Below are 22,410 nucleotides of genomic sequence, written 5' to 3'. Positions count from 1 at the left end.
ATCCACATACATGAACAAAAAACGATTCCGTCTCAAGTTCAGCAAACGACTGTGCATGTCGGTCGCTGTCGCAGAAAACAGGTCCAGTCAGCGCAAGAGTTCTTCCGCCAAGACAGGGCAGGATGCGCGATTCGTGTCGAGACTGACGGCAACGGCCCTCGCTTTTCTCGCGCTGGAACCGTTCCTCGCACACGCGCAGGCACTGCCGACCAACGGCCAGGTGGTCGCCGGCCAGGCCGCGATCTCGCAAAACGCGAACACGATGAACATCAACCAGGGCAGCCAGCGCGCGGTCATCAACTGGGACACGTTCAACGTCGGTCAGGGCAACACGGTGCAGTTCAACCAGCCCAACGCACAGGCGCAGGCACTGAACCGCGTGGTGACGGGCGTGCCGTCGAACATCCAGGGCACGCTGCTGGCCAACGGTCAGGTGCTGATCCAGAACGCCAACGGCGTGCTGTTCGGCAAGGGCGCAGTGGTCAACGTCGGTTCGCTGCTGGCAGGCATGGCGACGACGATCATGTCTTCGCGCTTTCTCGGCACGCCTTCTGCGCACCAGAAACGCGAGATGCTGCTGCGCTGGCTGCCTGAGCGGCTTGCCGAGATCGAAGAAATCGACGCACTGCCGATGGGCGTGCTGCACGACATGTACATGCATTGCAGCTACGCGGACCTGCCGGGCAAGCATGACATCAAGAAGCCGATCAACACGTTGATCCGCCGCAAGCTGGCGAGCCTCGGCATCCACGATGTGCAGCGCTCCGCTGCGCAACCTGCGAAGGGCGAAAAGCCTGTGCTTCTGGTCGTGCTCGAATGGTTCTCGAAGAACCACTCGATCTACCGCACGCACTCGCAGACGATGGTCGCGATGCGCGACAAGTTCCACCTGATCGGAATGGGCTACAACGGCCGCGTCGATGATGTAGGCAAGGAAGTCTTCCACGAGTTCATTCCGCTTGAAGGCGCGAACCTGTGGGAAACGGCGCGTCATGTGCGTCAGACGAGCGAAGCACGCAATGCGCAAATGATGTACATGCCGAGCGTCGGTATGTTCCCGATCACGATGGTGCTGGCATGCCTGCGCGTCGCGCCGCTGCAGATGATGGCGCTCGGCCATCCGGCGACGACACATGGCCACGCAATGGATTACGTGGTCGTCGAAGAAGATTACGTCGGCGATGAAGCGTGCTTCAGCGAGAAGCTGCTGAAGCTGCCTTCGGACGGCATGCCGTACCGCGCGCCTGCTGCGCTGCTCGAATTGCAACTGCCCGAGAAGCAACCGTCGAACGGTGTCGTGAAGATCGCTGTGGCTGGCACGACGATCAAGCAGAACCCCGGTTTCCTGAATACATGTGCGCAGATCGCCAATGAGTCGAAGGTGCCTGTCGAGTTCCACTTCCTGATGGGCCAGGCCAACGGCTTGATCTTCCCGCAAGTGCGTAACCTGGTTCGTCGTCTGATGGGTGACAAGGCCGTCGTTCACAAGCATCAGAACTACGGCAGCTACATGAAGGTGATCGCGGGCTGTGACCTGTTCCTGAACCCGTTCCCGTTCGGCAACACCAACGGTATCGTCGATACGGTGTGGGCCGGCCTCGTGGGCGTGTGCAAGACAGGGCGCGAAGTGCACGAGCATATCGACGAAGGCATGTTCAAGCGACTCGGCTTCCCCGAGTGGATGGTGGCGAAGACCAACGACGAGTACAAGGCGGCCGCGCTGCGTCTGATCGAAAATCCGGAAGAGCGCAACGCGCTGGCCGCAGAGCTGGCTGGTCCGCAGGCCATCGAGAAGCTGATTTTCAAGGGTCGTCCAGAAATTCTGGGCGAGCGAATCCAGGCGCTTTGGCAAGAACAGGCTGGCGCGGCAGCGTCGGCGGCGGCGTGAGACGGTCATGAACGAAACGAGCAAATCGGCACTGCGCCGCTCGCGCGATCCCGCCTTCGTCCAGTGTTACTTTGTCGGTGAGGGGCTGGACATCGGCGCAGGTAATGATCCGCTGAGCGCGCATGCGCATCTCTTTCCGCGCGTGCGCAACGTCAAGTCGTGGAGCGAAGGCGACGTAGTGCACATGAAGGGCATGCAGGAAGAGTCATTCGACTTCGTGCACGCCAGTCACCTTCTCGCCGACGTCGCCAATCCGGGCAAGGCGCTGGCGAAGTGGCTGGAGTTGCTGAAGCCGGGCGGCCACGCGGTCGTCACGGTGCCGGACGAAGATCTGTACGGGAAGGGCGCGTGGCCGAGCCGCTTCAACGGGCGGCACAAGGCGAGCTTCACGATCAGCAAGCCGCGCAAGCAGTTGCCGCAATCGGTCAACGTGCTCGAACTGGTGCAAACCTTGGCGCATGTCGCGTCCGTCGAGCGCGTGAGCCTCGTGCGCGATCACTACGACGAAGCGCGCAACGACGTGGATCAGACAGCACATGGTCTCGCCGAGTGTGCAATCGAAATCGTGTTGCGCAAGCGTGCAGTGCCGACAGCCGCAAAGATGCTCGAAGCACTGAAGAGCGCGAGCAGCCCGGAGGTCAGCATCGAGGCAGGCCAGCGTGCTATTCGTACCTATCCGTATCTGTTCCATGTCTACCATCGCACGATGATGGAATGGCTGCGCTGGGAGCGAGAAGAAGAGATCGATAGCGTATGGGCGCAGTGCGTGAGCCGCCTGCCTGATGAACATCTGCCGCGTCTGTATCGCTCGTTGCATGCGATCTCGCGAGGCAAGCTGCAGGAAGGCTTTCAATGGCGCGAAGCAACGATGTCGATCTTCGGCTGGCAACGTCGCACGACGGCTCAGCCGCCGACGACGTTCCCGGAGTGGAAGGGCGAATCGCTGGCTGGCAAATCGATTGTGATCTGGAGCGAGTTCGGCCTCGGCGACGAGATTTTCTTTCTGCGCTTTGCGCGGACGCTGCGCGAACAGTGTGGCGCCGTGCGCGTGACGGTGATGTGCCAGTCGCCGCTGGTGCGGTTGTTTGAGGAGTCGCAGGAAGCCGATGCAGTGATCGATGTGAAGAATGCCGCGCAATTGCCTGCGCACGATTACTGGGTGTTCCCGCACACGATTCCCGCTTACATGCCGCTGGAACTCGAAGCATTGCCGCCGGCCGTGCCGTTTTTGCGCGCGCCGTCGGTCGAGCCGCCTGCCGCGTTGCTGGCCGCGCCGCGTGATGCGCTGAAGGTGGGCGTCGTCTTCAAAGGCGCGCCGACGCACGAAAACGACCACGCACGTTCGCTGCCGTCACTGTCGGTGCTGGATGAGCTGTTCAAGCTGAAAGGCGTCGAGTTCTTCAGCTTGCAAAAGGGTGCGGGTGCCGACGAAGCCGCGCAGTACGCGCAACGCCTGTCCAACTTCCATGATCTTGGCGCGGGCATCCGCAGCATGGAGGAAACGGCAAGCGTTATCGCGAAACTGGATCTCGTGCTGACCGTCGATACGTCGGTGTCGCATGTCGCGGGCGCGATGGGCAAGCCGACATGGGTGATGCTGCCCGATTTCGGCGACTGGCGCTGGCACTACCGGCGCGAAGACAGCCCGTGGTATCCGTCGGCGCGGCTCTTCCGCCGACGCTTCGGCGGCAATTGGGCTGAAGTAGTCGCACGGATCCGTGGCCATCTGCTCGTGTTGAGCAGCGAGAAGCAGTTCGCCGAAGCAGCCTGAAGCCGCTTATTGCAAGGGCGCCGACCACGCGACAGTGCGGTTGCGCCCTTCTCGTTTTGCCGAGTAGAGCGCGCTGTCGGCGCGCGCGAGCGTGGTGTTGAGGTCGTCGCTCATTTCGACCTTGCACACGCCCGCCGAAAACGAATAGCGGATCGCGCAATCACCGGCGACCTGCACGCGCCGGCTCATCACCTGACGCCGCATCCGCTCTACCGCCGACACACCGTGCTCGACGGATGTCGACGGAAACACCACCAGAAATTCCTCTCCACCGATACGTCCCGCGATATCCGTCTGCCGTGTCGCGTGCCGGCAGACTTCGCCGAAATCGCGCAGCACGGCGTCTCCGGCGGCGTGTCCGTGCGAGTCGTTGATCCGCTTGAAATGATCGAGGTCGACGAGCGCGACCGTGAGCGGCGTCTCCGTGCCCGCCGCGGCCGTGATCGCGAGTTCGAGCGACGACATCGAATGACGCCGGTTCGCGAGGCCCGTCAGTACGTCGGTGCGCGCTTCCTGGACGGCGCGTTCGTGCGCGCCGATCCATGCCTGCTCGCTCGAGCGCAACGCCGAAATGTCCGTGCCGATCAGCACGATCCAGTCGTTTTCCAGCAGCGATTCCGTCATCCAGAACCAGCGTCCGTCGATCAGTTCGGTCGCGAAACTGCGCTGCCCCGCGCGTTCGCGGCGCAGCGCAATGGCGTCGGCGATCGCGGCCGCGGCGTTCTCGCCTTCGACGCGCGTGCCACATTGTCCGAGGATGCCGCGCATCACGAGATCGGCGAACGTGATTTCGCCGCGTTCGCGGTTGAGCCGGAACGCGTGCTTGAATGCGCTGTTGGCGAACACGAGCCGGTCGCTCGTGTCGTAGATCGCGACCAGTTTGTGTTTGCCGTCGAGCGCGCCGAGCAGCGCCTCACATGCGATGTCGTCGGTGCGCAGATCCTGAATCGATTTCATGGCCTGTCGGTGAAGATGAGTCTCCGAGGCGGCCGCACTGTCATGGCGCGCGGCCTGTGTCCCGGTTCGCCGTGTCGCTCAAGAAAAGCGCCACGGACACAGCCGTGGCGCGAAGCGTCCCAATGATTCCGACTGCGTGAAGAATCACGGAGAACGTGGAGACATGAGCCAGTCTACGTCGGCGCGACGTATCGCCATCGCATGAATAGTGAGCAAATTTGGCCGCAGTTCATCGTCTCGCGCTGTTTTTCGCGTGATGCTCACGCGTGGCGTTTCGCCGGATCGGTGTGATCGTGCATGCTGTCCGGCTGCGCCTGGGTCCAGTCCACCCATTTCACCTGATTGCGGCCGGCCGCTTTCGCCGCGTAAAGCTGCGCGTCGGCGGCGGCGACGAGTTCCGCGGCGTTGCGGCCGTCGGCAGGTCGACCCGTCGCGCAGCCGACGCTCACCGTCACGCCCGGCATTTGCCCGATGCGTAGCGCCTCGACCACGCGGCGGACTTTTTCAGCGATGTTCTTCGCCGTGGCGGTGGCCGTATCGGGCAGCACGACGGCGAACTCTTCGCCGCCATAACGCGCGACCACGTCGATCGAGCGCCGCGCCACCGATGCAATGGAGTCGGCCACGGCGACCAGCACGTCGTCGCCGGCTGCGTGGCCGTAGGTGTCGTTGAAGCGCTTGAAATGATCGATGTCGATGAACAGCACCGACAACACCGCGCCATTGCGCCGCGCGCGTCGCCATTCTTCGTCGAGATGCCGGTCGAGCGTGCGGCGGTTGTTGAGCCGGGTGAGGGGATCGGTGGCGGCGAGTTCGGCGAGCCGCGCCTGCGCGCGCACCTTGTCGCGCAGCGTGAACGCGAGCGTCCAGCAGACCAGCACGACGACGGCGCCCAGCATGAAGGTCAGCCCGCCCGCCACGGCGCTGCGCTTGCGCCACGGCGCGAGCACATCGTCGACGGCGGGCGCGACGATCACGATCAGCGGCGTGTCGGGCACGTGCGCGTACGAGAAGATGCGCCGCACGTGATCGATGGGTGAATCGTCGATAAACGAACCGGCCGACCCCGAATGCACCACCGCGTATTGCGGATAGCGGTCCACATCGATGCCGATCATGCTTTCGAGGTAAGGCTTGCGCGCGAGCACCGTGCCGTCTTCCAGCAGGATGAACGCCGTGCCGTCGCGGCCCGTGTTGACCTTGTCGAGCAGCCGTTGCAGATACGCGATGCGTACCGCGAGCAGCGCGACACCGGCGAACGATCCGTCGCGCGCATCGATGCGGCGCGACAGCGCGAACGAAAGCTCGTGTTCGCGCAGTCTCGACTGAAACGGATGCGACACGAACAGGCCCGCGTTTCGGCTGCGCTGATGGATGACGAAATAATCGCGGTCGTCGAACCGCACGTCCTTGTTGACCGGGCCTTCCTGTGTCGCCTTCAGCACGCCGTGTTCGTCGATCACATAAGCGCCGCCGAGATACGCGGCAAGCGTCGCGCGATCGAACAGCACGGTGCGGCGTAGCGCGTCGGGCAGGTGCCAGACTGTCGGCTCTTGCGAGCGATGGACGATTTCCTGCAGCGACAGATCGTAGATTTCGACGTTGCGCGAGAGATCGCTCGAAATCAGCGAGACCAGATTCGCTGACGTTTCGCGCGCGTGGTTGAGCGCGTCGGTGCGTCCTGCGTAGAGCGTGGCGAGCGTAAGGCCTGCCATCGCGCTGGCTATCAGCGTGCCCGCGATGCCCGTCAAAAAAGGGCGCCTGCCAACCGCTTGCGACACGGCCGCTCCCCGCTGCCGCGCGATATGGCGAAAACGTTGACGCAGGACGAGAAGCGGATTCAACACGAGCGCGGTCTCCGTCGTGATTGTGCCGATACGCTAGCAGGGTTGCGAAGCGCGCGGCAAGCGTCGCGCGGGGTCGCGCTGCGGGCGATGCGTTGCGAATCCCAAGGTCGGGTTACGCGCCCGCGATGTACAGTGATAGCCCAATCGCCCGATACAAACAACGACATGACGACTGGTTTCGCCCGACGCGACATTTCCCCGCACGACAATGCAGCCGATTCGCCGGGACGCTGGCCGACGCTCTGGCTGGCCGTGAGCCTGTCGATGGGCAGCGCGATTGCGCTGGGGCTCGCGCGTTTTGCGTACGCGCTGCTATTGCCGCCGATGAAAACCGATCTCGGCTGGACCTTCGCGCAGGCGGGCGCGATGAACACGGCGAACGCGCTCGGCTATCTGCTCGGCGCGCTCGTGTTTCCGCGCGTGTCGCGGCGCTGGTCGGCAGGCGCGCTGTTTGTCGGCGGATGCGCGGCGACGGCGTTGCTGATGGCCATCACAGGGCTGCTGTCCGATACCAACGCGCTGTTTGTGCAGCGCGTCGCGACGGGCATCGCGAGTGCGTTCATTTTCGTGAGCGGCGGTGTGCTGGCTGCGCGCCTCGCGACATCGAGCCCGCGCGATGCGGGTCTCGTGCTCGGACTCTATTACGGCGGCACGGGTTGGGGCATCGTCGCGTCGGCGCTGCTGGTGCCGGTGTCGCTTGCTTCGTTTGCGCCGGCGCATCGCGCGCATGGCTGGCAGATTGCGTGGTTCGCGCTTGCTTTGGCGTGTGTCGTGCTGTCGTTCGTCGCCGGTCGCGCCGCGTGCCGTATCGACGGACAACACGTGTTGCACAAGGGTTCGGCGGATGCTGCCGCAATCGCGCAGCGCGCCGCGCCGATGCGGCGTTACGCGTTTGCGCTCGCCGGTTACGGGCTGTTCGGTGTCGGCTATATCGGCTACATGACGTTCATCATCGCGCTGCTGCGCAATGGCGGCATGAGCGAAAGCGTCGTAACGGGCTTTTATCTGCTGCTGGGCGTGGCGACGATCGTGTCGGCGCGTATCTGGTCGAAGCTGCTCGACCGCATGCGCGGCGGCCAGGCGCTTGCGCTGCTCAATGCGTTGCTCGCGCTGGCGACGCTGATGCCCGCGATCGTCGCGCATCCTGTCGTAGCGTTCGCGTCGGGCGTACTGTTCGGCGCGACTTTTCTGTCGGCTGTTGCCTCTACGACGGCATTTGTGCGCCACAACCTGCCCGCCGCGCATTGGGGCCGCGGGATCAGCGCGTTCACTATCGTGTTCGCATTCGGCCAGATCGTCGGGCCGACGGTGATTGGATGGGTGTCGGACGGCGTTGGCCTCGAACGCGGTCTCATCTATTCGGCATGCCTGCTTGCGGTAGGCGCGTTACTTGCTGCAGTACAGAGAAGTCTGACGCCACGCGCCCATTCGGTGAACTGACCGTTGGTGCGGAAGCATTGCACAACTTGCGACCGCATATTCAGTGCCATTCCATGCGCAACGCGGCGTGCACAGTTGCTGCGTTGCGGTCGCCAGCGCACAGATCGGGCGCTCCGCCGGGAGCACGATGAAAACCGATGAAATACTCAGTCATCCAATTCGAATTTGACTGTTGCTATTTCGTCAAAACAACTAGAGAGACGCGAGATCAACGCCTAAAGTTAAAGTGCTTTCTCAAGTCTCTTGTGCGGTGCGGGGGTGCATATGAAACGCAGAAACGCGCGACAACTGGTCCGGATGCTGTCGGACATGCGGCACGCGGCAAATTGCAGGACGCTGCGCGCGGCTGCAACGCAACGGGCAATCGAGCTCGCGGCGGAAGAGGCAGCGGAAGCGGAGCAGGACAAGCCGGACACGGCGCGCGAGAACACCCGCGACAAGACGACGTGGAGAACGTCATGAGAAACGCCACAGAGCAGTCGCTGCGTTTCCTGGTCGAAAAGTGGCTCGGGCCGGTTTCGGCGCCCGTGCATGTCACGCAATTCGGCCGTACCAGATGGGACAACACACGCTATGTGCGGGTCGAAACGTCCGCGCCGGACGGTTTGCGCTCGTTATTCTTCTTTCGGCACGGCGACGGTTGCTGGTGCGTGTTTCCGCCGACTTCAAACCGGCGTCGCCCGGTCGAAAGCTGGCGACGCGAGGCGGCGCAGGCGGCCGCGTAAACGTCGAACGTTACTGCCGTAAGCGCGAGGGAACGACTCGCGCTTCAGGCCGGTTCCGCAGAATCGGACGAGACTTCGCGGCGCGCCGTCCACATCGGCATCACCTGACACACGATCAATCCCGCAAGCATCAGCGCGCAGCCGAGCAGCGCGCGCGGCGCAAGTGTTTCGCCCAATACGAGCCAGCCGGCGAGCGCGGCGAACACGCCTTCCATACTGAAGATGACCGCCGCGTGCGCAGGCGCGGCGTCTTTCTGCGCGACCACCTGGATCGTGTACGCGACGCCCACTGACAGCGCGCCACCGTAAAGAATGGTCGGCGCGGCGTGCACGATATCGGCGATGCGCAGTGGATCGACGGCAAGTCCAATTGCAAGACTTACCATGCCGCAAACCACGAACTGCACGAGTGCCAGCGCCAGCGGATCGTGACGGCGCGCAAAGCGGCTCACCAGCACGACCTGCGCCGAAATGACGACCGATCCCGCCAGTTGCAGCCAGTCGCCGTACAGAATCGAAAAATGCTCGTCGACGCTCAGGAAGTACATGCCGAGCGCCGCGAGCAGCGCGCCGAGCCATACGCCGACACCCGTCTGATGGCGCAACACGACGCCTATCAACGGCACGATCACGACATAGAGCGAACTGATGAAGCCCGCGTTCGCCACCTTCGTATATTGCAGGCCGATCTGCTGGCATGAGATCGAAACCGCGACGAGCAGGCCGAGCATCGCGCCGTCGCGCCACAGCTTGGGCGAGCGCGAAGGCGAAAGGGCCTGTGTATCCGCCTGCCCGCGACGCCGCACGACCGACCACACGATCAGAACGACGAACGCGCCCAGCAGAAAGCGCAAGCCGGTGAATAGAAACGGTCCGATGGCATCGAGGCTCAGGCGTTGCGCGACGAACGCGCTGCCCCAGATCATCGCGGCGACGAGCATCAGCAGATTCGCGCGCAGGTGTTGGCGGGTGGCGGTTTTCAAGCGGAAATTCCTGACTGGACGAGGCGTTTCACAGTGACGCGGACGTAGTTCGCGCTCTTCTGTTCAGACTAAACGCCCCGCATTGAATGGCAGCCGACATGATACCTGCGAGTACCGTCGGCGAAGCGTCGACATGTCGAAAGCATTCAGTAAGGATGCTGTCTCCCGGAAAATACATATCGAGCTTTACCGGATGACAAACCGCCTACGCTGCGTGATACTCGCCGCGGGGAGCCGCAAGGCGCTGTGTGGCCGGGCCGGCTTCACCATCATGCTGTTCAATTCAACATTTGACTTACAGTCGTCAGGTTTGGGGATAACACATATGAAGAAGATCATCGCCTCGCTCGTCACCGCCTCGCTCGCGCTGGTGTCCGTTCAAGCTTTCGCACAGGCATCCGACGCAGCGCCGGCAGCCGCCGCGACCGCGAAGCCGAAGCACGCTCACAAGCAACTGAAGACGCACGGCAAGCGCGCTGGCGTGTCGTCGGCTGCTTCGGCTGCTGGCACGAACGACAAGGGCACGCAGAACTAAGCAGCCCGTTCGTCGCGCCGGCCGCCTTCTGGCGATGCTGGCGCAGCAACGAGAAAGGCCGAAGCAATGCTTCGGCCTTTTGCATTTCTGACGTGTTCGACAGGCGCTCGCGCGTTGAACAGCGCGACGCGTCGCGAAAGCGCCCCTCAAACGCCCGCTGCGAGTCCGTTGACGAGCAACTCGGCGATCAGCCCGTTCATGCCTTCGGGATGCGTCGCGGCGCGTTCTTTCAATTGATCGACGAGCGAATCCGGCAGCTTGCACGCGAACGGCACGAGCCCTTTGGCCTGGTCGAGCTTGCGCTGCTCGCGACGATCCAGTTGCGGCTGTAGCGACGACGCTTTGCCGAAGCGGTCGGCGGAGGACGCCTGTTTCAAGTCGTTGCCGAGTTTCAGCGCCTTGTTTTTCTCAAGGTCGAATTTCTTCATTGCCATACGGAAAGGCCTCTAACGGGTAAGCAATCCAGCATTGTACGCATCGCGCGCTGCGTCAATGACTCACGCGTGTCCAATCGCTGCGCGCGATGCGCGCCTATTTTGCAGGTGTTTCCATGCCTGTCACGCTGTCCATCAGCGTGCGCATGCGCCGCCAGTGCGAACCTTCCCAGAAGACGCGCCGGCACACGTCGCAAGTGACGAACTGTGTATGCCGTTCGAGCACGCCTTCGGGCGCGCGTCCGATCGCTTCGTCTTTCGGAATGCGTCGCAGCGGCACGTTGCACGTCAGGCACAGGCGAAATGGCCGCGCGCTGCGCGCGAGGTCGAGCCGGTCGAAAATCTCACGCAGCTGCGCTTCAGGTTTCAGCGCGCGCACATAGCAGCCGTGCGTGATCGTGCGGCGCTTCAGCAATTCGCGGTCGCGCGTCAGCACGATGCGGCCTTCGTCGGACGCAATCGACTCGATATGCGAATCCGCAAAGTGATTGTCGTAAAGTGTGTCGAAGCCCGCGAGCCTCAGCAGTTGCGCGAGCCCGCCAAGATGCGCATCGGCGACGAAACGCACCACGCGCAGCGGCTTTTCGCGCACGCGCAGGAGCGGCTGGATGTCGAGCGCCTCGAATTTCGGGTAGACAGCGACACGGTCGCCATCGTGGAGCGCATGATCGAAACCAACCGATTCGCCGTTCACGACGATCAGCTCGACTTCCGTGTGCGGCACGCCGAGCGCTTCGATCATATGTTTCGCGGTGGCGTTGCGCGCGCACTCGCAACTGAACGACTGCCGGCGCAACGGCCGCGCCAGAAAGTCGTTCAATTCTTCATAGAAGCGGAAGGTGGCCGTGACCATGACGTCAGTATCGCACCGCACCTGGCGCCGCGCCGATGGGCAATTACCTGCACGACGCGCGCGGCTATGCTCTACTTCGGGTTCTTGAACAGGAGTAATTGATGGACATCGGTTTTATCGGTCTCGGCGAGATGGGCGCCGCGATGGTCGCAAACATGTTGAAAGCCGGGCACAGCGTGCGCGTGTGGAACCGTTCGCCGGACAAGGCGCAGCCGCTCGTCGAACTCGGCGCGCAGGTTGTCGGTTCGCCCGCTGAGGCTTTCGCGGGCGACGCCGTCTTCTCGATGCTCGCCGACGATGCCGCGCTGCGCGAGGTCATCAGCGCGTCGCTGCTCGAGCACGCGCCGCGCGGCCTGATTCACGTGAACATGGCGACGATCTCCGTCGCGCTGGCCGAAGAACTCGCGACGGCGCACGCCGGGCGCGGCCTGAATTACGTCGCGGCGCCCGTGATGGGCCGTCCCGACGTGGCAGCCGCCGCGAAGCTGACGATCGTCGCCGCCGGACCCGCTGAAGCGATCGACCGTGTTCAGCCCGTGTTCGATGCGATCGGCCAGAAGACGTGGCGCATCGGCTCGCTGCCGCAGCAGGCGAACGTCGTGAAGCTGGCGGCGAATTTCATGCTGGCGTCGGCGGTGGAATCGCTGGGCGAAGCGTCGGCCTTGCTCGGCGGTCACGGCGTCGCGATGCAGGATTTCCTCGATGTGATCACGAACAGCGTGTTCCCCGGCCCGGTTTATCAGGGTTACGGCAGGATGATCGCGGAGCAGCGCTACGAGCCGGCGCTGTTCAAGGCGCGTCTCGGTCTGAAGGACGTGCGCCTCGCGCTGGCCGCGGCTGAGTCGGTGTCGACGCCGATGCCGGTGGCGAGCGTCGTGCGCGACAGCCTGATCGAAGCGGTCGCCCACGGTGACGGCGAAAAGGACTTCGCGGTGCTGGGCCAGGTCGCGTCGCGCCGCGCGGGACGCTGACGGCGCGGCGTTTGTCCGTGCTTGCGGTCATTTGCGCCGCAAGCGTCGACGAGCGACGTGAAAACGGGCGGGGCGGGCATAATGTCCGTCCCGCCCGTTTTTCATTTTCCATTCGATCTTCATCTAGCAATACGCATCATGAGTTTGCATACCTGGTGGCTTTACGTGGCCACGATCTTCGTCGTCTGCGCGATTCCCGGCCCGAACATGCTGCTGATGATGACGCACGGCGCCCGCTACGGCATGCGTCAAACCACAGCCACGATGGCCGGCTGTCTGATGTCGCTGATCTTGATGCTGGCTGTTTCCGTCGCTGGACTCGGCGTGCTCCTGAAAGCATGGCCGACGACGTTCAACGCGCTGCGCCTGCTCGGCGCGGCGTATCTGATCTGGCTCGGCGTGAAGGCGTGGCGCGCGCCCGCAAGCGAAACGGCTACGGCGCAAATGGATGCTTCCGTGAGTGACCCCGCCAGCAAGCGCGCGCCGTCGCGCGGCGCATCGATGCGCAACGGCTTTCTGGTCGGCGGTAGCAATCCGAAGGCGATTCTGTTTTCGGCAGCGCTGTTGCCGCAATTCATCGACGCCTCCCGCCCGACGCTGCCGCAATTCGCGATTCTCGTCGCCACGACGGCGGTGATGGAAGTCAGCTGGTACGTTGTCTACGCGGGCTGCGGCACGCAGATCGGCGCGAAGCTGAAGAGCAGCAGCGTCGCGAAGGCGTTCAACCGGCTGACGGGCGGCGTATTCGTCGGCTTCGGCGCGATGATGGCGCTGGTGCGGCACTGACGCCGGTTTCGGGCTCGCCGCTGATCACGCTGCAGCGAGTACTGTCGCTGGGCGCATCCAGCGAATGATGCGGAGCACAAAAATATACCCCGACATAAATGGTGCGACGTTTTGTCACCCTTTGGTCATATAGAACGCGCGCTCTAGTTGGGCATGTTGCAACGCACCAAGTCATTTGCTATAGTTCGTCTTGTCTCCTCCATGTCTCCTCTGATATGGATTCAGCCCGCCAGCTTGGCGGGCTTTTTTTTGCCCTGCGTTTGGTGATCCGCCCCTCAGATCAGAATCGGTACGACACGGCCAGATACGTGATGATCGGATCCGCCTTCAGCTCGGCTTTCGATACAGCCAGCTCCGTCCCATCCGCAGCCTTGATGATCGTCGACGACGTCGTCTTCAGCGGAATGTAGGTGACGGACGCTGTAATGCCCCACCGATCGGTGATGTTGTAGATCGCGCCCGCATTGAAAACGGGTTGCCACGACGACGACGCCTTCGCCTCCACGGTCGTCTTCCCCGGCTTGCCTGCGCCCGCGGCCAGAATCGCGCCGAGGTTATCCTGCGTCGACTTGACGAAGTTGTCGTTCAGCTGAATATCGCTGAACCAGTTGTACGACACGCCGATGCCGATAAACGGCCGGAACTTCGCCTCGGGCTTGCCGAAGTAGTACTGGAAAATCAGCGCCGGGCTCCATTGCCGCACGCTCTTGACGATCGGGTTGACGGCCGGGTCGCCGATATCCTGTTTGCCGAGCGCGCCCGCCGGGCCGGGCGGCTGGATCGTGCCGTGTCCGTAGAGCTTGAACTTCGGCGGCACACCCGCTACCGACGTCACCGCGAAATGGTCGGTGACGAAGTGCGAGAAGACGAGACCGAGCGTGTCGGCGCTATTGGTCGACAACCCGGTGCCCGGCGACGTGAACGAGTTCGGCAAACGCAGCGGCGTGTTGATCGGCACGGGTGCGACAGTCGTCGTGAGCGGCGTGCTCGAATCCTGCGGCATCACGTGGAACCAGCCGAGGCTGACGAGGTTGTCGCCCGCCTTTTGCGCATACGCGTTGGGCATCGTTAGCAGGATCAATGCTGCGGCCAATGCGCCGGCCAGCACACCGGCGCGCGCAGCGGCCGATGCATTGGGCAAAGCCGCGTCCAAGAGCTTTTTCATTGTGTTCCTCCTGAGCGGGCGGCCTGCCTCGCGCGCGACGGCGCTCGCTGCGCCGTCGGCTGCGCTTCCCGTTGCCGGCTTCCCTGCGTGCGGGCAGGGAAGCGGTCGGGCGGCGGTCGCCTCGTTGCGTTCTGTGCTGCGGACCTCGCGCCCTTACTGGACGAAGGCGCCGATGGTGAAGTACGGCGACGACGCGTTCGACAAGTCGAGGAAGCCGAACACGCCTCCCGTGAAAATGAACTTGCCGGTGGGCGCGCTGCCTGCCGCGGCGCTCGTGTACGTCGACGTCACGACGCCGGGCACGGCCTGCGTGAAGTCGAGATTCAACGCCTTGGTGAGCGACGCCTGCGACGCGTTGAACGGATCGAGCAGCGTCGCCTGCGTGCCGGCGAGGGCATTGGTGCGGTAGTTGAACTCGCTGTCGACGCCGATGTACTCGCCGTTCTGCGAGTTGACGGCGACGCTCGTCTGCGGCGCGAGGATCGAGATTCCCGATTCGTCGTCGGCGACCGGAAGGATCACGCCGCCCAGCGGGTTCGAACCGACCGTCGAGGTCGCGTAGCCCGTGCGGATCAGGATCGGCACGTTCTGGTTGCGCAACTTGCCGACGATCATGTAGCCCTTGCCCGCGGGTGACGACGCCTGGGTCGGCTTGCCTTGTCCCTGGAAGTTGTCGGTTTCGAACGCGCCACTGCCATCGGACGATTGCACCCAGTTCGTGCCCGGCTGCTGGCACTTGCCGGCGTTGACGCCCGCGTTGTCGCACTCGGTCCAGGTGCCGTCGGCGTTGATGGTGATCTTCGTATCGACGACAGTCGGTGCGAAGTTCTGCGACGGAATCTGGTGATAACCAAGCTGGTTGTACGTGCCGACGATGTTCGCCAGATTGGTTTCGATCGACGAAAAGCCGATGAACGGGTAGTACGGGAATTTCGTGTCGGGCACCGCGCCCTGGCCGAGAATGCCGCCAAACGAAATTTCGGCGCCTGGAATCGTGCCGCCCGCGACGCCCTCACCGACGAAGATCCGCGCTGGCCGGTTCGGATCGAGGCTCGCGCCGTTCAGGCGAAACGCGCACTGGTTGAGCTTGGTGGTGGGAAGCAGCGTTTCCATGGTCAGCGTGCCCGAGGCCGTCTGGCCTTTGCGGGTCGGCTCGACGGTGCCCGTGGTGGCGGGAATCGGCGATTCGACATAGGTGACCTGCCAGGTCAGCTTGGTCGTATCGAGTTGCAGCTTGACGAGTTCGCCGTCACCGCCGCCGCCCGTGAACGTCGTGCCGTAATCGAGCGACGCGGGGCACAGACGCGCTTCCACGGGGGGCGCACTCTCGCTGCCAGCGCCGCCGCACGCGCCGAGCAGGGGCGCTGCAAAGGCTAGCGCCGCAAGGATCTTCCAGTTCATCGTGCCTCCAGTCTTGTTATGGGCGGCCAGCTCCCAGTCCAGCCGCCTCTCGGTCTTGTGATCTAGCGATGCTGCTTGTCTGTGCATCTGCTGCGTTCGCCTGCGAGTGCTTCCTCCTGCTGCACGGCCTTTCTGAGCGGTTGGTGCCAATGACGCTTACTTGCTGATTTGCGCGCCGACGCTGAAGTACGGCGAACCGACGGTATCGGCGTTGGCGGAGCTCGGCGTGACGCCGCCGTTCTCGGTGCCATTGATGAAGACCGCGTAAAGGCCGCCGCCCGCGATTGCTCTGCCTGTATTGCCCTGCGCATCGGTGACGACGACGACGCCAGGGCTGTCTGCGCCGTAGCTGAGCGTGAAGCCGCTTTCCGCCGCCTGCGTGGTCGGATTGATGAAGCTGCCGGTGCCGCCCGTGATCAGCGACGCGGTGTACTTGAAGTTCGAGTCCGCGCCGACATAGCCACCATTGAAGCCGCCAGATGCAAGCGGTGCCGCGCTTTCGAGCAGCGCGATGCCGGATTCGTCGTCGATCGCGAGGCTCAGAATGTTCGTGCTGACGTTGCCCGTGCGGACCACGACGGGGACGGTCGCGCCGTTGAGCTGACCGAGGATCATGTGGGCCTTCGCCGATTTGCCCGTCGTCAATCCGCCGAGCAGGGCAACCGTGTACTGATCCTCGATCTGCGGAGCCGTCGCGCTGTCGAAGTAACCGTTGGCGTTGAGCGCGTACGCGGCGCCCGTCGTCAGGCAGCCGCCGGGCGTGCTGGCCGAACCGGGCGGCGTGACCGAGGCGCCCGAACCGCTGCACGAGCCGTCGGCCGCGAACGTTTCAATCGTGTTGATGGCGCGGGCGCCGAAGCTCCTGGTCGGCTGCAGGTGGTAGAGCATCGCGTTGTACGTGCCGGCGAGCTTCGTCAGATCGGTCGACGTGCTGGCGAAACCGAGGAACGGGTAGAAATCGAAGGTGCGCGAGGTGACTGCGCCGGCCCCCAGCAGTCCTGCGTACGAGATCGTCGCGCCCGGAATGCCGCCGCCCGCCACGCCCTTGCCGACGAACACGATGGGCGGATTGGTCTGCGAGAACGGCGTCGTGTAGGTCGTGCCCGTCGAAGGCGCGATGCCCGACGCGGGTGTCAGCATGAACGCGCAGCGCGTCTGCTCGGCGTTGGGCAGCATGCCCGCGGGCGGATGCATGACGGCGCCCGTGACGGTCGTATTGGCGCGCGTGTTGTCGACCTGGCCCGCCGACACGGGAATCGGCGAGTCGAAGAATTTCAGCGTGTACGTCATCTTCACGGCGTCGATGTTCAGCGACACCACTTCGCCGCTGCCCGCGCCACCCAGATATGTGCTCGAGACGATGTCGGCGTCGGCGGGGCAGAGCGAGCCTGTAACGGGCGTCGATGCGGGCGGCCCTTGCACGCCGCAGCTCGATCCCGAGCACTGGTTCGTGTTGATCGGACCGGGATCGCCTGCTTTTCCTCCTCCGCAGGCAACAAAAAACGGCACGCTGGCAATGGCACATGCCAGCCACTTTGAATTGGCGTACATGCTGCTGTCTCCCTGTATCGACGAAAGTCGGCGCTTTTGCGTCTTGCTCCCGTCGGATGCAATTTATTTGCGTTTGTCTAATTTGCGAGCTAATGTCGCTGCGCGTTTTTAGGCTGTCAATTGAACGAACCGTCTAAAAAACCCGATTCAAACAGCGTATTTTTCGCGGACGGTCGCATTAGCGCTGTGTTGCACGCCTTTTTAAACAAAACAACATTTTGCGAAATTCGACCGATTTCGCTGTGCCGCCGCTCAGCCTTGTTGGACGGGCGACGCAGCAAAATGCGTCTATCATCTTCGAACGCTCGTTCGTAAAAAAATCGGGTATATCCCTATGCGGTAATAGGTGCGTATAAGGGAAAAGAGGCAGCAGTAAATACCTGCTTTAAGGACTGCTGGAGGTAGTGTGAAAATCGAAAGGATTTACGCCGCGTTTGAATAAGGCGTTTTAAATCACGGATGGATAAGCATAAAAAGAAAAAGCCGGCGTTTGAATGCCGGCTTTGTGCGATGCGGGACGGCGGGCGCCGTCGCGGGGGATATCAGCGCTTGAGGCCCGCGGCTTCGTCTGCGCCGATCGCGAGATTCATACACTGGATGGCCGCGCCCGATGCGCCCTTGCCCAGATTGTCCAGGCGCGCGACGGTGACGAAGCGCTCTTCGTTGCCGAACACGAACAGGTCGACGCGATTCGTATCGTTGTTCGCCTGAACATCGAAAAAGCCGCTGTCGAGGTTCTCGTCGGCGTTGAACGGCGCGACGCGCACGAACTGCTCGCCGCTGTAGTACTCGGAGAACAGCGCTACGACGTCTTGCGGCGTGGTCGGCTTGGATAGCTGGCCGGGCGTGAAATACGTCGTCACGGCCAGACCCTTGAAGAAGTTGCCGACGATCGGCGTGAACACCGGCGCGTTCTTCAGGCCCGTGTGCGCCGCCATTTCCGGCAAGTGCTTGTGCGTGAGGCCGAGCGCGTACGGACGCGGGCTGTCGAGTTTCGCGTTGCCGCCCGCTTCGTAGTCGGCAATCATCTTCTTGCCGCCGCCGCTGTAGCCGGTGATCGAATAGCTGTGCGCGGCGAAATCCGCCGACACGACGCCCGCATCCACCAGCGGACGCATGGCCAGCACGAATGCCGATGCATGGCAGCCGGGCACGGCGATGCGCTTCGCGGTGCGCAGGCGCTCGCGCTGCGAGCGGGCCAGTTCGGGCAGGCCATAGGCCCAGTCGGCGCTGGTGCGGAAAGCCGTGCTTGCGTCGAGCAGCACCGTGCGGTCGTTTTCGACCAGCGAGGCCGATTCGCGCGACGCGACGTCCGGCAGACACAGGAACGTAACGTCCGAAGCGTTGATGAGACGACGGCGCTCGTCGATATCCTTGCGCTTCGCTTCTTCGATGCGGAGGATTTCAACGTCTGCGCGCTGCGACAGGTACTCAAAAATCTTCAGGCCGGTCGTGCCTTCCTGTCCGTCGACAAAAACTTTCGTGCTCATCTCGATCTCGCTGGCTGATAAAACGGCGGAAAAACCCGGCGCTGCCCGCGCCGGAACGTTATTTTAAGACCGTGGGGCGGCGCGTGCGCGAAATTGGCTGAAAAACACGTTGCACCGCAACAGTGACAGCGGCATGACAGTGTGCGTTCCCGCCTGCATCTATCCGGGCTGTCCGGCCTTCCAGCGCGCTGTGACGGCCGCGATGCGGGCGCCGAATGCCTTGGCGGTGTCGAGGTCGCCGGGCAGCGGGGCTTCTTCGGCGGTGGCATCGGCGGGTGACTGCGACAGCAGGCCCGCAAACCCGCCGAGGTAATTCACGTCGTTGCGCGTCGCGGCCTTGGTGTTGGCCGGCATCATGCCCAGTCCCGCCCAGATCATGCCGTGCTGCATCGCGAGGGTGATGAAATACTGGATCGTCGAGAACTTGTCGCCGTTCATCGATCCCGAGTTGGTGAAGCCGGCCGCGACCTTGTCCTTCCACTTTTGCGCGAACCACGGTTTCGAGCTGGCGTCGGCGAATTTCTTGAAGTCGGCGGACGGGCCGCCCATGTACGTCGGCGCGCCGAAGACGAGGGCATCGGCTGTGTCGAGTTCCGCCCAGCCGGCATCGTCCAGTTCGCCGACCGCGACCATCTTCGCATCGGCGCCGCCGTCGAGCGTACCCGCGAGCACGGCTTCGGCCAGTTTCTTCGTATGGCCGTAACCGCTGTGATACACGATGATGATTTTTGACATAGACCGCTCCATCGTTGCAAACAATGATGTCAATCCGAGTGGGCGAACCCGGGCTGAGTTCATTCGGTCATCACGCCTGGGTCTGCTCTGACGCGATGAGTGAAGCGCGCCATCCGTCCTGACGCCGATGACGAAGACTAGCGGCCATACGTGACGGTCATGCGGGCGTAGCCGAGGGTCGCCGTGCTGATCTCGTGGTCGAACATCAGCGACGGCCGGCCTTGCGCGAGCCGGAGATTGGGCGTGTTCAGCGCGTACACGGTGATCACGTAGCGATGCGGCTTGCCGGGCGGCGGACAAGGACCGCCATAGCCATCGACGTCGAAGTCATTGCGGGACTCGACCGCGCCGAGTTTTTTGAGAAAGCCGGATGCGCTTGCGTTTTCCGGCAGGCGGTCGGTGCTGGCCGGAATGCCTGCCACGGCCCAATGCCACCATCCGCGTCCGGGCGAATCGGGATCGAACATGGTGATGGCGAAGCTGCGGGTGCCGTCGGGCGGATTGTGCCAGCTCAGTTGCGGCGAACGGTTCTGGCCTTTGCACTCGTCGCGGTCGAACACCTGTGCGTTGTCGACGGCGCCGCCCGTGCGAAGGTTGGTGCTCGTGACGGTGAATGCAGTGTCGGCAGCAAAAGCTGTGGACGTATGCAGTACAACCGCGACAGCAACGAGCGAAGCAACACGCGAACGCGCGAAAAACAGAAACGGCAGGAACGTACGGGACGAAGCAGGCGGAACGACCGGACAACGCATGCGCATGTGCCGAAACTCCTGTCAGGCTCGTAAAGAATCGTCCTTACGAGGGATTATTGTCCTTTTTTGTACTCAAACGACAAATCGAGTCTAACATTACATCTTGTGCGGGCATTTGTGCGTGACGAGGGGCCGACGCGGCGCGAAATCGGCTATAGTCGCTGCAATCGTCTGTAGATGTAAGCAAGCAGACAAGTCCTAGAAATTTAGAACTAAGAACTGTTGCATGACTGAAGTTTCGGAGCGTGGATTGTCAGTTGAAGGAAGGGCCATGCAAGATCCCATCAGGGTCGTGGTCGCCGATGACCATCCAGTAATTCTCTTTGGTGCCGAGCAGGCGTTGCTCAAGTTTCAGGGCATTCGTGTGGTCGCGCGCGCAAAGCAGTCCACCGAGCTGGTGAAGATCTTGCAGACGACGCCGTGCGACGTACTCGTCACGGATCTCGCGATGCCTGGTGGACAATATGGCGACGGCTTGCCGTTGATTGGCTATCTGCGTCGGAATTTCCCCGACCTGCCTATCGTTGTCCTGACGATGCTCGAAAACGCCGCGCTGTTGAAGCGTCTGAACGAGTTAGGCGTGATCTCGGTCGTCAATAAATCAGATGATCTAAGTCATATCGGTCTTGCAGTGCAGCACGTCAGCCGCCATCTCGAATATATGAGCCCGTCGGTGAAGGCGTCGCTCGATACATTGCGCATGAACGCGGGCGGCAAGAGTGACGAGGTGATTCTGTCGAAACGCGAACTCGAAGTTGTTCGGCTCTTCGTGTCGGGCATGACTATCAAGGAAATTTCTGAGCAGCTGAACCGCAGCATTAAGACGATCAGCACGCAGAAGAACACCGCGATGCGCAAGCTCGGACTTGAACGGGATTCCGAACTATTTCAGTATGCGCAGAGTAACGGTTTGATGAATCTGTCTTCGTATGCGCCGGGTGAGGCGGATACGGGGAGCGCGCCACCGAGCGGGTCTTAAGCATTAAGGCAAGAAGCCGCCTGGCGGCTTCTCAACCGCTCCAAAGCGATGGCAATAAAAAACGCCGCCTGTCCTTAGGACAGGCGGCGTTTTCGTATGTGCGGCCAGCGTTGAAGCAGGCGGCGTGCTTATTGCGGTGCAGCCGTTGCGCCGCCGTGCGCTGCCGACCATTCAGCCGGTGCGTGCAGGAATTTTTCCACTTCGTCGAGCGTCTTCGTTTCGAAGTAGCCCTGTTGCTTCGCGACGCGCAGCACATCCCACCAAGTGGCAAGCGCATGCAGATCCACGTCGATGTCTTTCAGGACCGACACGCTTTCCTTGAAGATGTTGTAGTGGAACAGCACGAAGCAGTGGTTCACCTGCGCGCCCGCCGTGCGCAGCGCGTTGATGAAGTTGATCTTGCTGCGGCTATCGGTGGTCAGGTCTTCGACCAGAAGGACGCGCTGGCCTTCCGTCAGCAGACCTTCGATCTGCGCATTGCGGCCGAAACCCTTCGGCTTCTTGCGCACGTATTGCATCGGCACCATCAGACGGTCCGACAGCCACGCGGCGAACGGAATACCTGCCGTTTCGCCACCGGCGACCGCGTCGATCTGCTCGTAGCCGACGTCGCGCAGAATGGTCGCTTCCGCCATTTCCATCAGGCCGCGGCGCACGCGCGGATACGAGATCAGCTTGCGGCAGTCGATATACACGGGGCTCGCCCAGCCGGAAGTGAAGATGTACGGTTTTTCCGCGTTGAAGTGCACTGCCTGGACTTCCAGCAGCATTTTTGCGGTCGTGTCGGAGATCGTCTGGCGATCGAAGCCTGTCATGGGCGAATCCTTCGGTGTGGTGAGCTAGGAGGGCGGGCGCGCGGCCCGATGGCGCAGCAGTCGTAACGTTTCGCGCCCTGATGGGCGAAACATGCCGGACGAGTCGAGAAACAGTCCGGATTTGCTGCGCGCGTAGCCCGATATTTTACCCGATTCGGACTGTTCCCAGGGCGCCGGGCGGCGAATCAGGGTAGGCGCAACTGCCGGGTGTGCGTTTGGCTTATGCATTCTGGCCAGGTTGTGACGCCAATCTGGCGCCTTTACACTCACGCCAGATTTCCTTCCGAAGGCGGCTGGACCGCCTCCGGTTCCCGTTTGCATCAGGTTGCCGC

The 22,410-nt window shown here is 62.7% G+C and carries 21 protein-coding genes; 9 read left to right on the top strand and 12 right to left on the bottom strand.

All coding sequences use genetic code 11. The features are described 5' to 3' along the window. The first annotated feature begins 10 nt into the window (after positions 1 to 10). Both G3O01_RS39190 and G3O01_RS39185 read left to right on the top strand, forming a co-directional pair. A complete protein-coding gene (locus tag G3O01_RS39190) occupies positions 11 to 1,888 on the top strand; it encodes a filamentous hemagglutinin N-terminal domain-containing protein (protein WP_277403086.1) in 1,878 nt (625 codons plus the stop codon). A gap of 7 nt (positions 1,889 to 1,895) precedes the next feature. Further along, positions 1,896 to 3,659 (top strand): methyltransferase domain-containing protein, encoded by a 1,764-nt coding sequence (locus G3O01_RS39185; RefSeq protein ID WP_205812816.1) that lies wholly within the window; start codon positions 1,896 to 1,898, stop codon positions 3,657 to 3,659. A gap of 6 nt (positions 3,660 to 3,665) precedes the next feature. On the opposite strand, the gene G3O01_RS39180 is transcribed toward G3O01_RS39185, so the two are convergent. Both G3O01_RS39180 and G3O01_RS39175 read right to left on the bottom strand, forming a co-directional pair. Beyond that, on the bottom strand, positions 3,666 to 4,616 hold the full coding sequence (locus tag G3O01_RS39180; RefSeq protein WP_205812815.1) for a GGDEF domain-containing protein: 951 nt from the start codon (positions 4,614 to 4,616) through the stop codon (positions 3,666 to 3,668). A gap of 260 nt (positions 4,617 to 4,876) precedes the next feature. After that, positions 4,877 to 6,463, bottom strand: coding sequence for a diguanylate cyclase (locus G3O01_RS39175; protein ID WP_205812814.1), 1,587 nt, complete (start codon positions 6,461 to 6,463; stop codon positions 4,877 to 4,879). 264 nt (positions 6,464 to 6,727) lie between these two features. On the opposite strand from G3O01_RS39175, the gene G3O01_RS39170 reads away from it, so the two are divergent. The 3 genes from G3O01_RS39170 (at position 6,728) to G3O01_RS39160 (ending at position 8,628) form a co-directional block, all read left to right on the top strand. Continuing rightward, positions 6,728 to 7,903 (top strand): YbfB/YjiJ family MFS transporter, encoded by a 1,176-nt coding sequence (locus G3O01_RS39170; protein ID WP_205812859.1) that lies wholly within the window; start codon positions 6,728 to 6,730, stop codon positions 7,901 to 7,903. 264 nt (positions 7,904 to 8,167) lie between these two features. Continuing rightward, positions 8,168 to 8,365, top strand: coding sequence for a hypothetical protein (locus G3O01_RS39165; protein ID WP_205812809.1), 198 nt, complete (start codon positions 8,168 to 8,170; stop codon positions 8,363 to 8,365). After that, positions 8,362 to 8,628, top strand: a complete 267-nt coding sequence (locus tag G3O01_RS39160) for a hypothetical protein (RefSeq protein WP_205812808.1) — start codon at positions 8,362 to 8,364, stop codon at positions 8,626 to 8,628. The genes G3O01_RS39165 and G3O01_RS39160 overlap by 4 nt, the downstream gene beginning before the upstream one ends. Before the next feature lie 44 nt (positions 8,629 to 8,672). Here G3O01_RS39160 and G3O01_RS39155 read toward each other — a convergent pair whose 3' ends face one another. Continuing rightward, entirely contained in the window at positions 8,673 to 9,611 is a 939-nt protein-coding gene (locus tag G3O01_RS39155) for a DMT family transporter (RefSeq protein WP_205812806.1), read from the bottom strand. Positions 9,612 to 9,936: 325 nt separating this feature from the next. Here G3O01_RS39155 and G3O01_RS39150 point away from each other — a divergent pair, with 325 nt between their 5' ends. Next, on the top strand, positions 9,937 to 10,146 hold the full coding sequence (locus tag G3O01_RS39150) for a hypothetical protein (protein ID WP_109480236.1): 210 nt from the start codon (positions 9,937 to 9,939) through the stop codon (positions 10,144 to 10,146). 146 nt (positions 10,147 to 10,292) lie between these two features. Here the strand turns inward: G3O01_RS39150 and G3O01_RS39145 are convergent, their stop codons facing one another. After that, positions 10,293 to 10,580, bottom strand: coding sequence for a hypothetical protein (locus tag G3O01_RS39145; RefSeq protein WP_205812805.1), 288 nt, complete (start codon positions 10,578 to 10,580; stop codon positions 10,293 to 10,295). A 97-nt stretch (positions 10,581 to 10,677) separates the two neighbouring features. Further along, positions 10,678 to 11,433 (bottom strand): Mut7-C RNAse domain-containing protein, encoded by a 756-nt coding sequence (locus tag G3O01_RS39140; protein WP_205812804.1) that lies wholly within the window; start codon positions 11,431 to 11,433, stop codon positions 10,678 to 10,680. 101 nt (positions 11,434 to 11,534) lie between these two features. Here G3O01_RS39140 and G3O01_RS39135 point away from each other — a divergent pair, with 101 nt between their 5' ends. Then, positions 11,535 to 12,404 carry an NAD(P)-dependent oxidoreductase gene (locus tag G3O01_RS39135; protein ID WP_205812803.1) on the top strand — a complete coding sequence of 290 codons (870 nt, stop codon included), beginning with the start codon at positions 11,535 to 11,537 and terminating at the stop codon, positions 12,402 to 12,404. Between the two features lie 138 nt (positions 12,405 to 12,542). Continuing rightward, positions 12,543 to 13,190: a LysE family translocator gene (locus G3O01_RS39130; RefSeq protein ID WP_205812802.1), complete on the top strand. Its 648-nt coding sequence runs from the start codon at positions 12,543 to 12,545 to the stop codon at positions 13,188 to 13,190. A gap of 280 nt (positions 13,191 to 13,470) precedes the next feature. Here the strand turns inward: G3O01_RS39130 and G3O01_RS39125 are convergent, their stop codons facing one another. From G3O01_RS39125 to G3O01_RS39100, 6 genes are all read right to left on the bottom strand, one after another. Beyond that, positions 13,471 to 14,256: an OmpW family outer membrane protein gene (locus G3O01_RS39125; protein WP_241024653.1), complete on the bottom strand. Its 786-nt coding sequence runs from the start codon at positions 14,254 to 14,256 to the stop codon at positions 13,471 to 13,473. 252 nt (positions 14,257 to 14,508) lie between these two features. Next, positions 14,509 to 15,756, bottom strand: a complete 1,248-nt coding sequence (locus tag G3O01_RS39120; RefSeq protein ID WP_205812796.1) for a DUF2957 domain-containing protein — start codon at positions 15,754 to 15,756, stop codon at positions 14,509 to 14,511. A gap of 156 nt (positions 15,757 to 15,912) precedes the next feature. After that, positions 15,913 to 17,307, bottom strand: a complete 1,395-nt coding sequence (locus G3O01_RS39115; RefSeq protein WP_205812789.1) for a DUF2957 domain-containing protein — start codon at positions 17,305 to 17,307, stop codon at positions 15,913 to 15,915. A gap of 542 nt (positions 17,308 to 17,849) precedes the next feature. Then, on the bottom strand, positions 17,850 to 18,797 hold the full coding sequence (gene argC / locus G3O01_RS39110; RefSeq protein WP_205812788.1) for an N-acetyl-gamma-glutamyl-phosphate reductase: 948 nt from the start codon (positions 18,795 to 18,797) through the stop codon (positions 17,850 to 17,852). Positions 18,798 to 18,956: 159 nt separating this feature from the next. Further along, the gene (locus tag G3O01_RS39105) at positions 18,957 to 19,532 is read right to left on the bottom strand and encodes a flavodoxin family protein (RefSeq protein WP_205812786.1); all 576 of its coding nucleotides are present in this window, start codon (positions 19,530 to 19,532) and stop codon (positions 18,957 to 18,959) included. A 137-nt stretch (positions 19,533 to 19,669) separates the two neighbouring features. Continuing rightward, positions 19,670 to 20,290, bottom strand: a complete 621-nt coding sequence (locus G3O01_RS39100; RefSeq protein ID WP_205812785.1) for a YbhB/YbcL family Raf kinase inhibitor-like protein — start codon at positions 20,288 to 20,290, stop codon at positions 19,670 to 19,672. A gap of 265 nt (positions 20,291 to 20,555) precedes the next feature. Here G3O01_RS39100 and G3O01_RS39095 point away from each other — a divergent pair, with 265 nt between their 5' ends. Then, positions 20,556 to 21,263 (top strand): response regulator, encoded by a 708-nt coding sequence (locus G3O01_RS39095; RefSeq protein WP_205812783.1) that lies wholly within the window; start codon positions 20,556 to 20,558, stop codon positions 21,261 to 21,263. A gap of 128 nt (positions 21,264 to 21,391) precedes the next feature. Here the strand turns inward: G3O01_RS39095 and G3O01_RS39090 are convergent, their stop codons facing one another. Then, on the bottom strand, positions 21,392 to 22,078 hold the full coding sequence (locus G3O01_RS39090) for an orotate phosphoribosyltransferase (RefSeq protein WP_035991642.1): 687 nt from the start codon (positions 22,076 to 22,078) through the stop codon (positions 21,392 to 21,394). Positions 22,079 to 22,410 lie beyond the last annotated feature (332 nt).

This window comes from Burkholderia sp. Ac-20365 (assembly GCF_017104715.1).
Classification (GTDB): Bacteria; Pseudomonadota; Gammaproteobacteria; order Burkholderiales; family Burkholderiaceae; genus Paraburkholderia.
Note: the sequence above shows the minus strand (reverse complement) of the source record. Positions and strands in the feature narration are given on the sequence as shown.

What these genes read in the sequence shown, in the direction of transcription:
- G3O01_RS39190 (WP_277403086.1), top strand. Translation starts at nt 11, where the DNA reads ATGAACAAAAAACGATTCCGTCTCAAGTTCAGCAAACGACTGTGCATG.
- G3O01_RS39185 (WP_205812816.1), top strand. Translation starts at nt 1,896, where the DNA reads ATGAACGAAACGAGCAAATCGGCACTGCGCCGCTCGCGCGATCCCGCC.
- G3O01_RS39180 (WP_205812815.1), bottom strand. Translation starts at nt 4,616, where the DNA reads ATGAAATCGATTCAGGATCTGCGCACCGACGACATCGCATGTGAGGCG.
- G3O01_RS39170 (WP_205812859.1), top strand. Translation starts at nt 6,728, where the DNA reads ATGGGCAGCGCGATTGCGCTGGGGCTCGCGCGTTTTGCGTACGCGCTG.
- G3O01_RS39165 (WP_205812809.1), top strand. Translation starts at nt 8,168, where the DNA reads ATGAAACGCAGAAACGCGCGACAACTGGTCCGGATGCTGTCGGACATG.
- G3O01_RS39160 (WP_205812808.1), top strand. Translation starts at nt 8,362, where the DNA reads ATGAGAAACGCCACAGAGCAGTCGCTGCGTTTCCTGGTCGAAAAGTGG.
- G3O01_RS39150 (WP_109480236.1), top strand. Translation starts at nt 9,937, where the DNA reads ATGAAGAAGATCATCGCCTCGCTCGTCACCGCCTCGCTCGCGCTGGTG.
- G3O01_RS39145 (WP_205812805.1), bottom strand. Translation starts at nt 10,580, where the DNA reads ATGGCAATGAAGAAATTCGACCTTGAGAAAAACAAGGCGCTGAAACTC.
- G3O01_RS39140 (WP_205812804.1), bottom strand. Translation starts at nt 11,433, where the DNA reads ATGGTCACGGCCACCTTCCGCTTCTATGAAGAATTGAACGACTTTCTG.
- G3O01_RS39135 (WP_205812803.1), top strand. Translation starts at nt 11,535, where the DNA reads ATGGACATCGGTTTTATCGGTCTCGGCGAGATGGGCGCCGCGATGGTC.
- G3O01_RS39130 (WP_205812802.1), top strand. Translation starts at nt 12,543, where the DNA reads ATGAGTTTGCATACCTGGTGGCTTTACGTGGCCACGATCTTCGTCGTC.
- G3O01_RS39125 (WP_241024653.1), bottom strand. Translation starts at nt 14,256, where the DNA reads ATGCCCAACGCGTATGCGCAAAAGGCGGGCGACAACCTCGTCAGCCTC.
- G3O01_RS39120 (WP_205812796.1), bottom strand. Translation starts at nt 15,756, where the DNA reads ATGAACTGGAAGATCCTTGCGGCGCTAGCCTTTGCAGCGCCCCTGCTC.
- G3O01_RS39115 (WP_205812789.1), bottom strand. Translation starts at nt 17,307, where the DNA reads ATGTACGCCAATTCAAAGTGGCTGGCATGTGCCATTGCCAGCGTGCCG.
- argC (WP_205812788.1), bottom strand. Translation starts at nt 18,797, where the DNA reads ATGAGCACGAAAGTTTTTGTCGACGGACAGGAAGGCACGACCGGCCTG.
- G3O01_RS39105 (WP_205812786.1), bottom strand. Translation starts at nt 19,532, where the DNA reads ATGTCAAAAATCATCATCGTGTATCACAGCGGTTACGGCCATACGAAG.
- G3O01_RS39100 (WP_205812785.1), bottom strand. Translation starts at nt 20,290, where the DNA reads ATGCGCATGCGTTGTCCGGTCGTTCCGCCTGCTTCGTCCCGTACGTTC.
- G3O01_RS39095 (WP_205812783.1), top strand. Translation starts at nt 20,556, where the DNA reads ATGCAAGATCCCATCAGGGTCGTGGTCGCCGATGACCATCCAGTAATT.
- G3O01_RS39090 (WP_035991642.1), bottom strand. Translation starts at nt 22,078, where the DNA reads ATGACAGGCTTCGATCGCCAGACGATCTCCGACACGACCGCAAAAATG.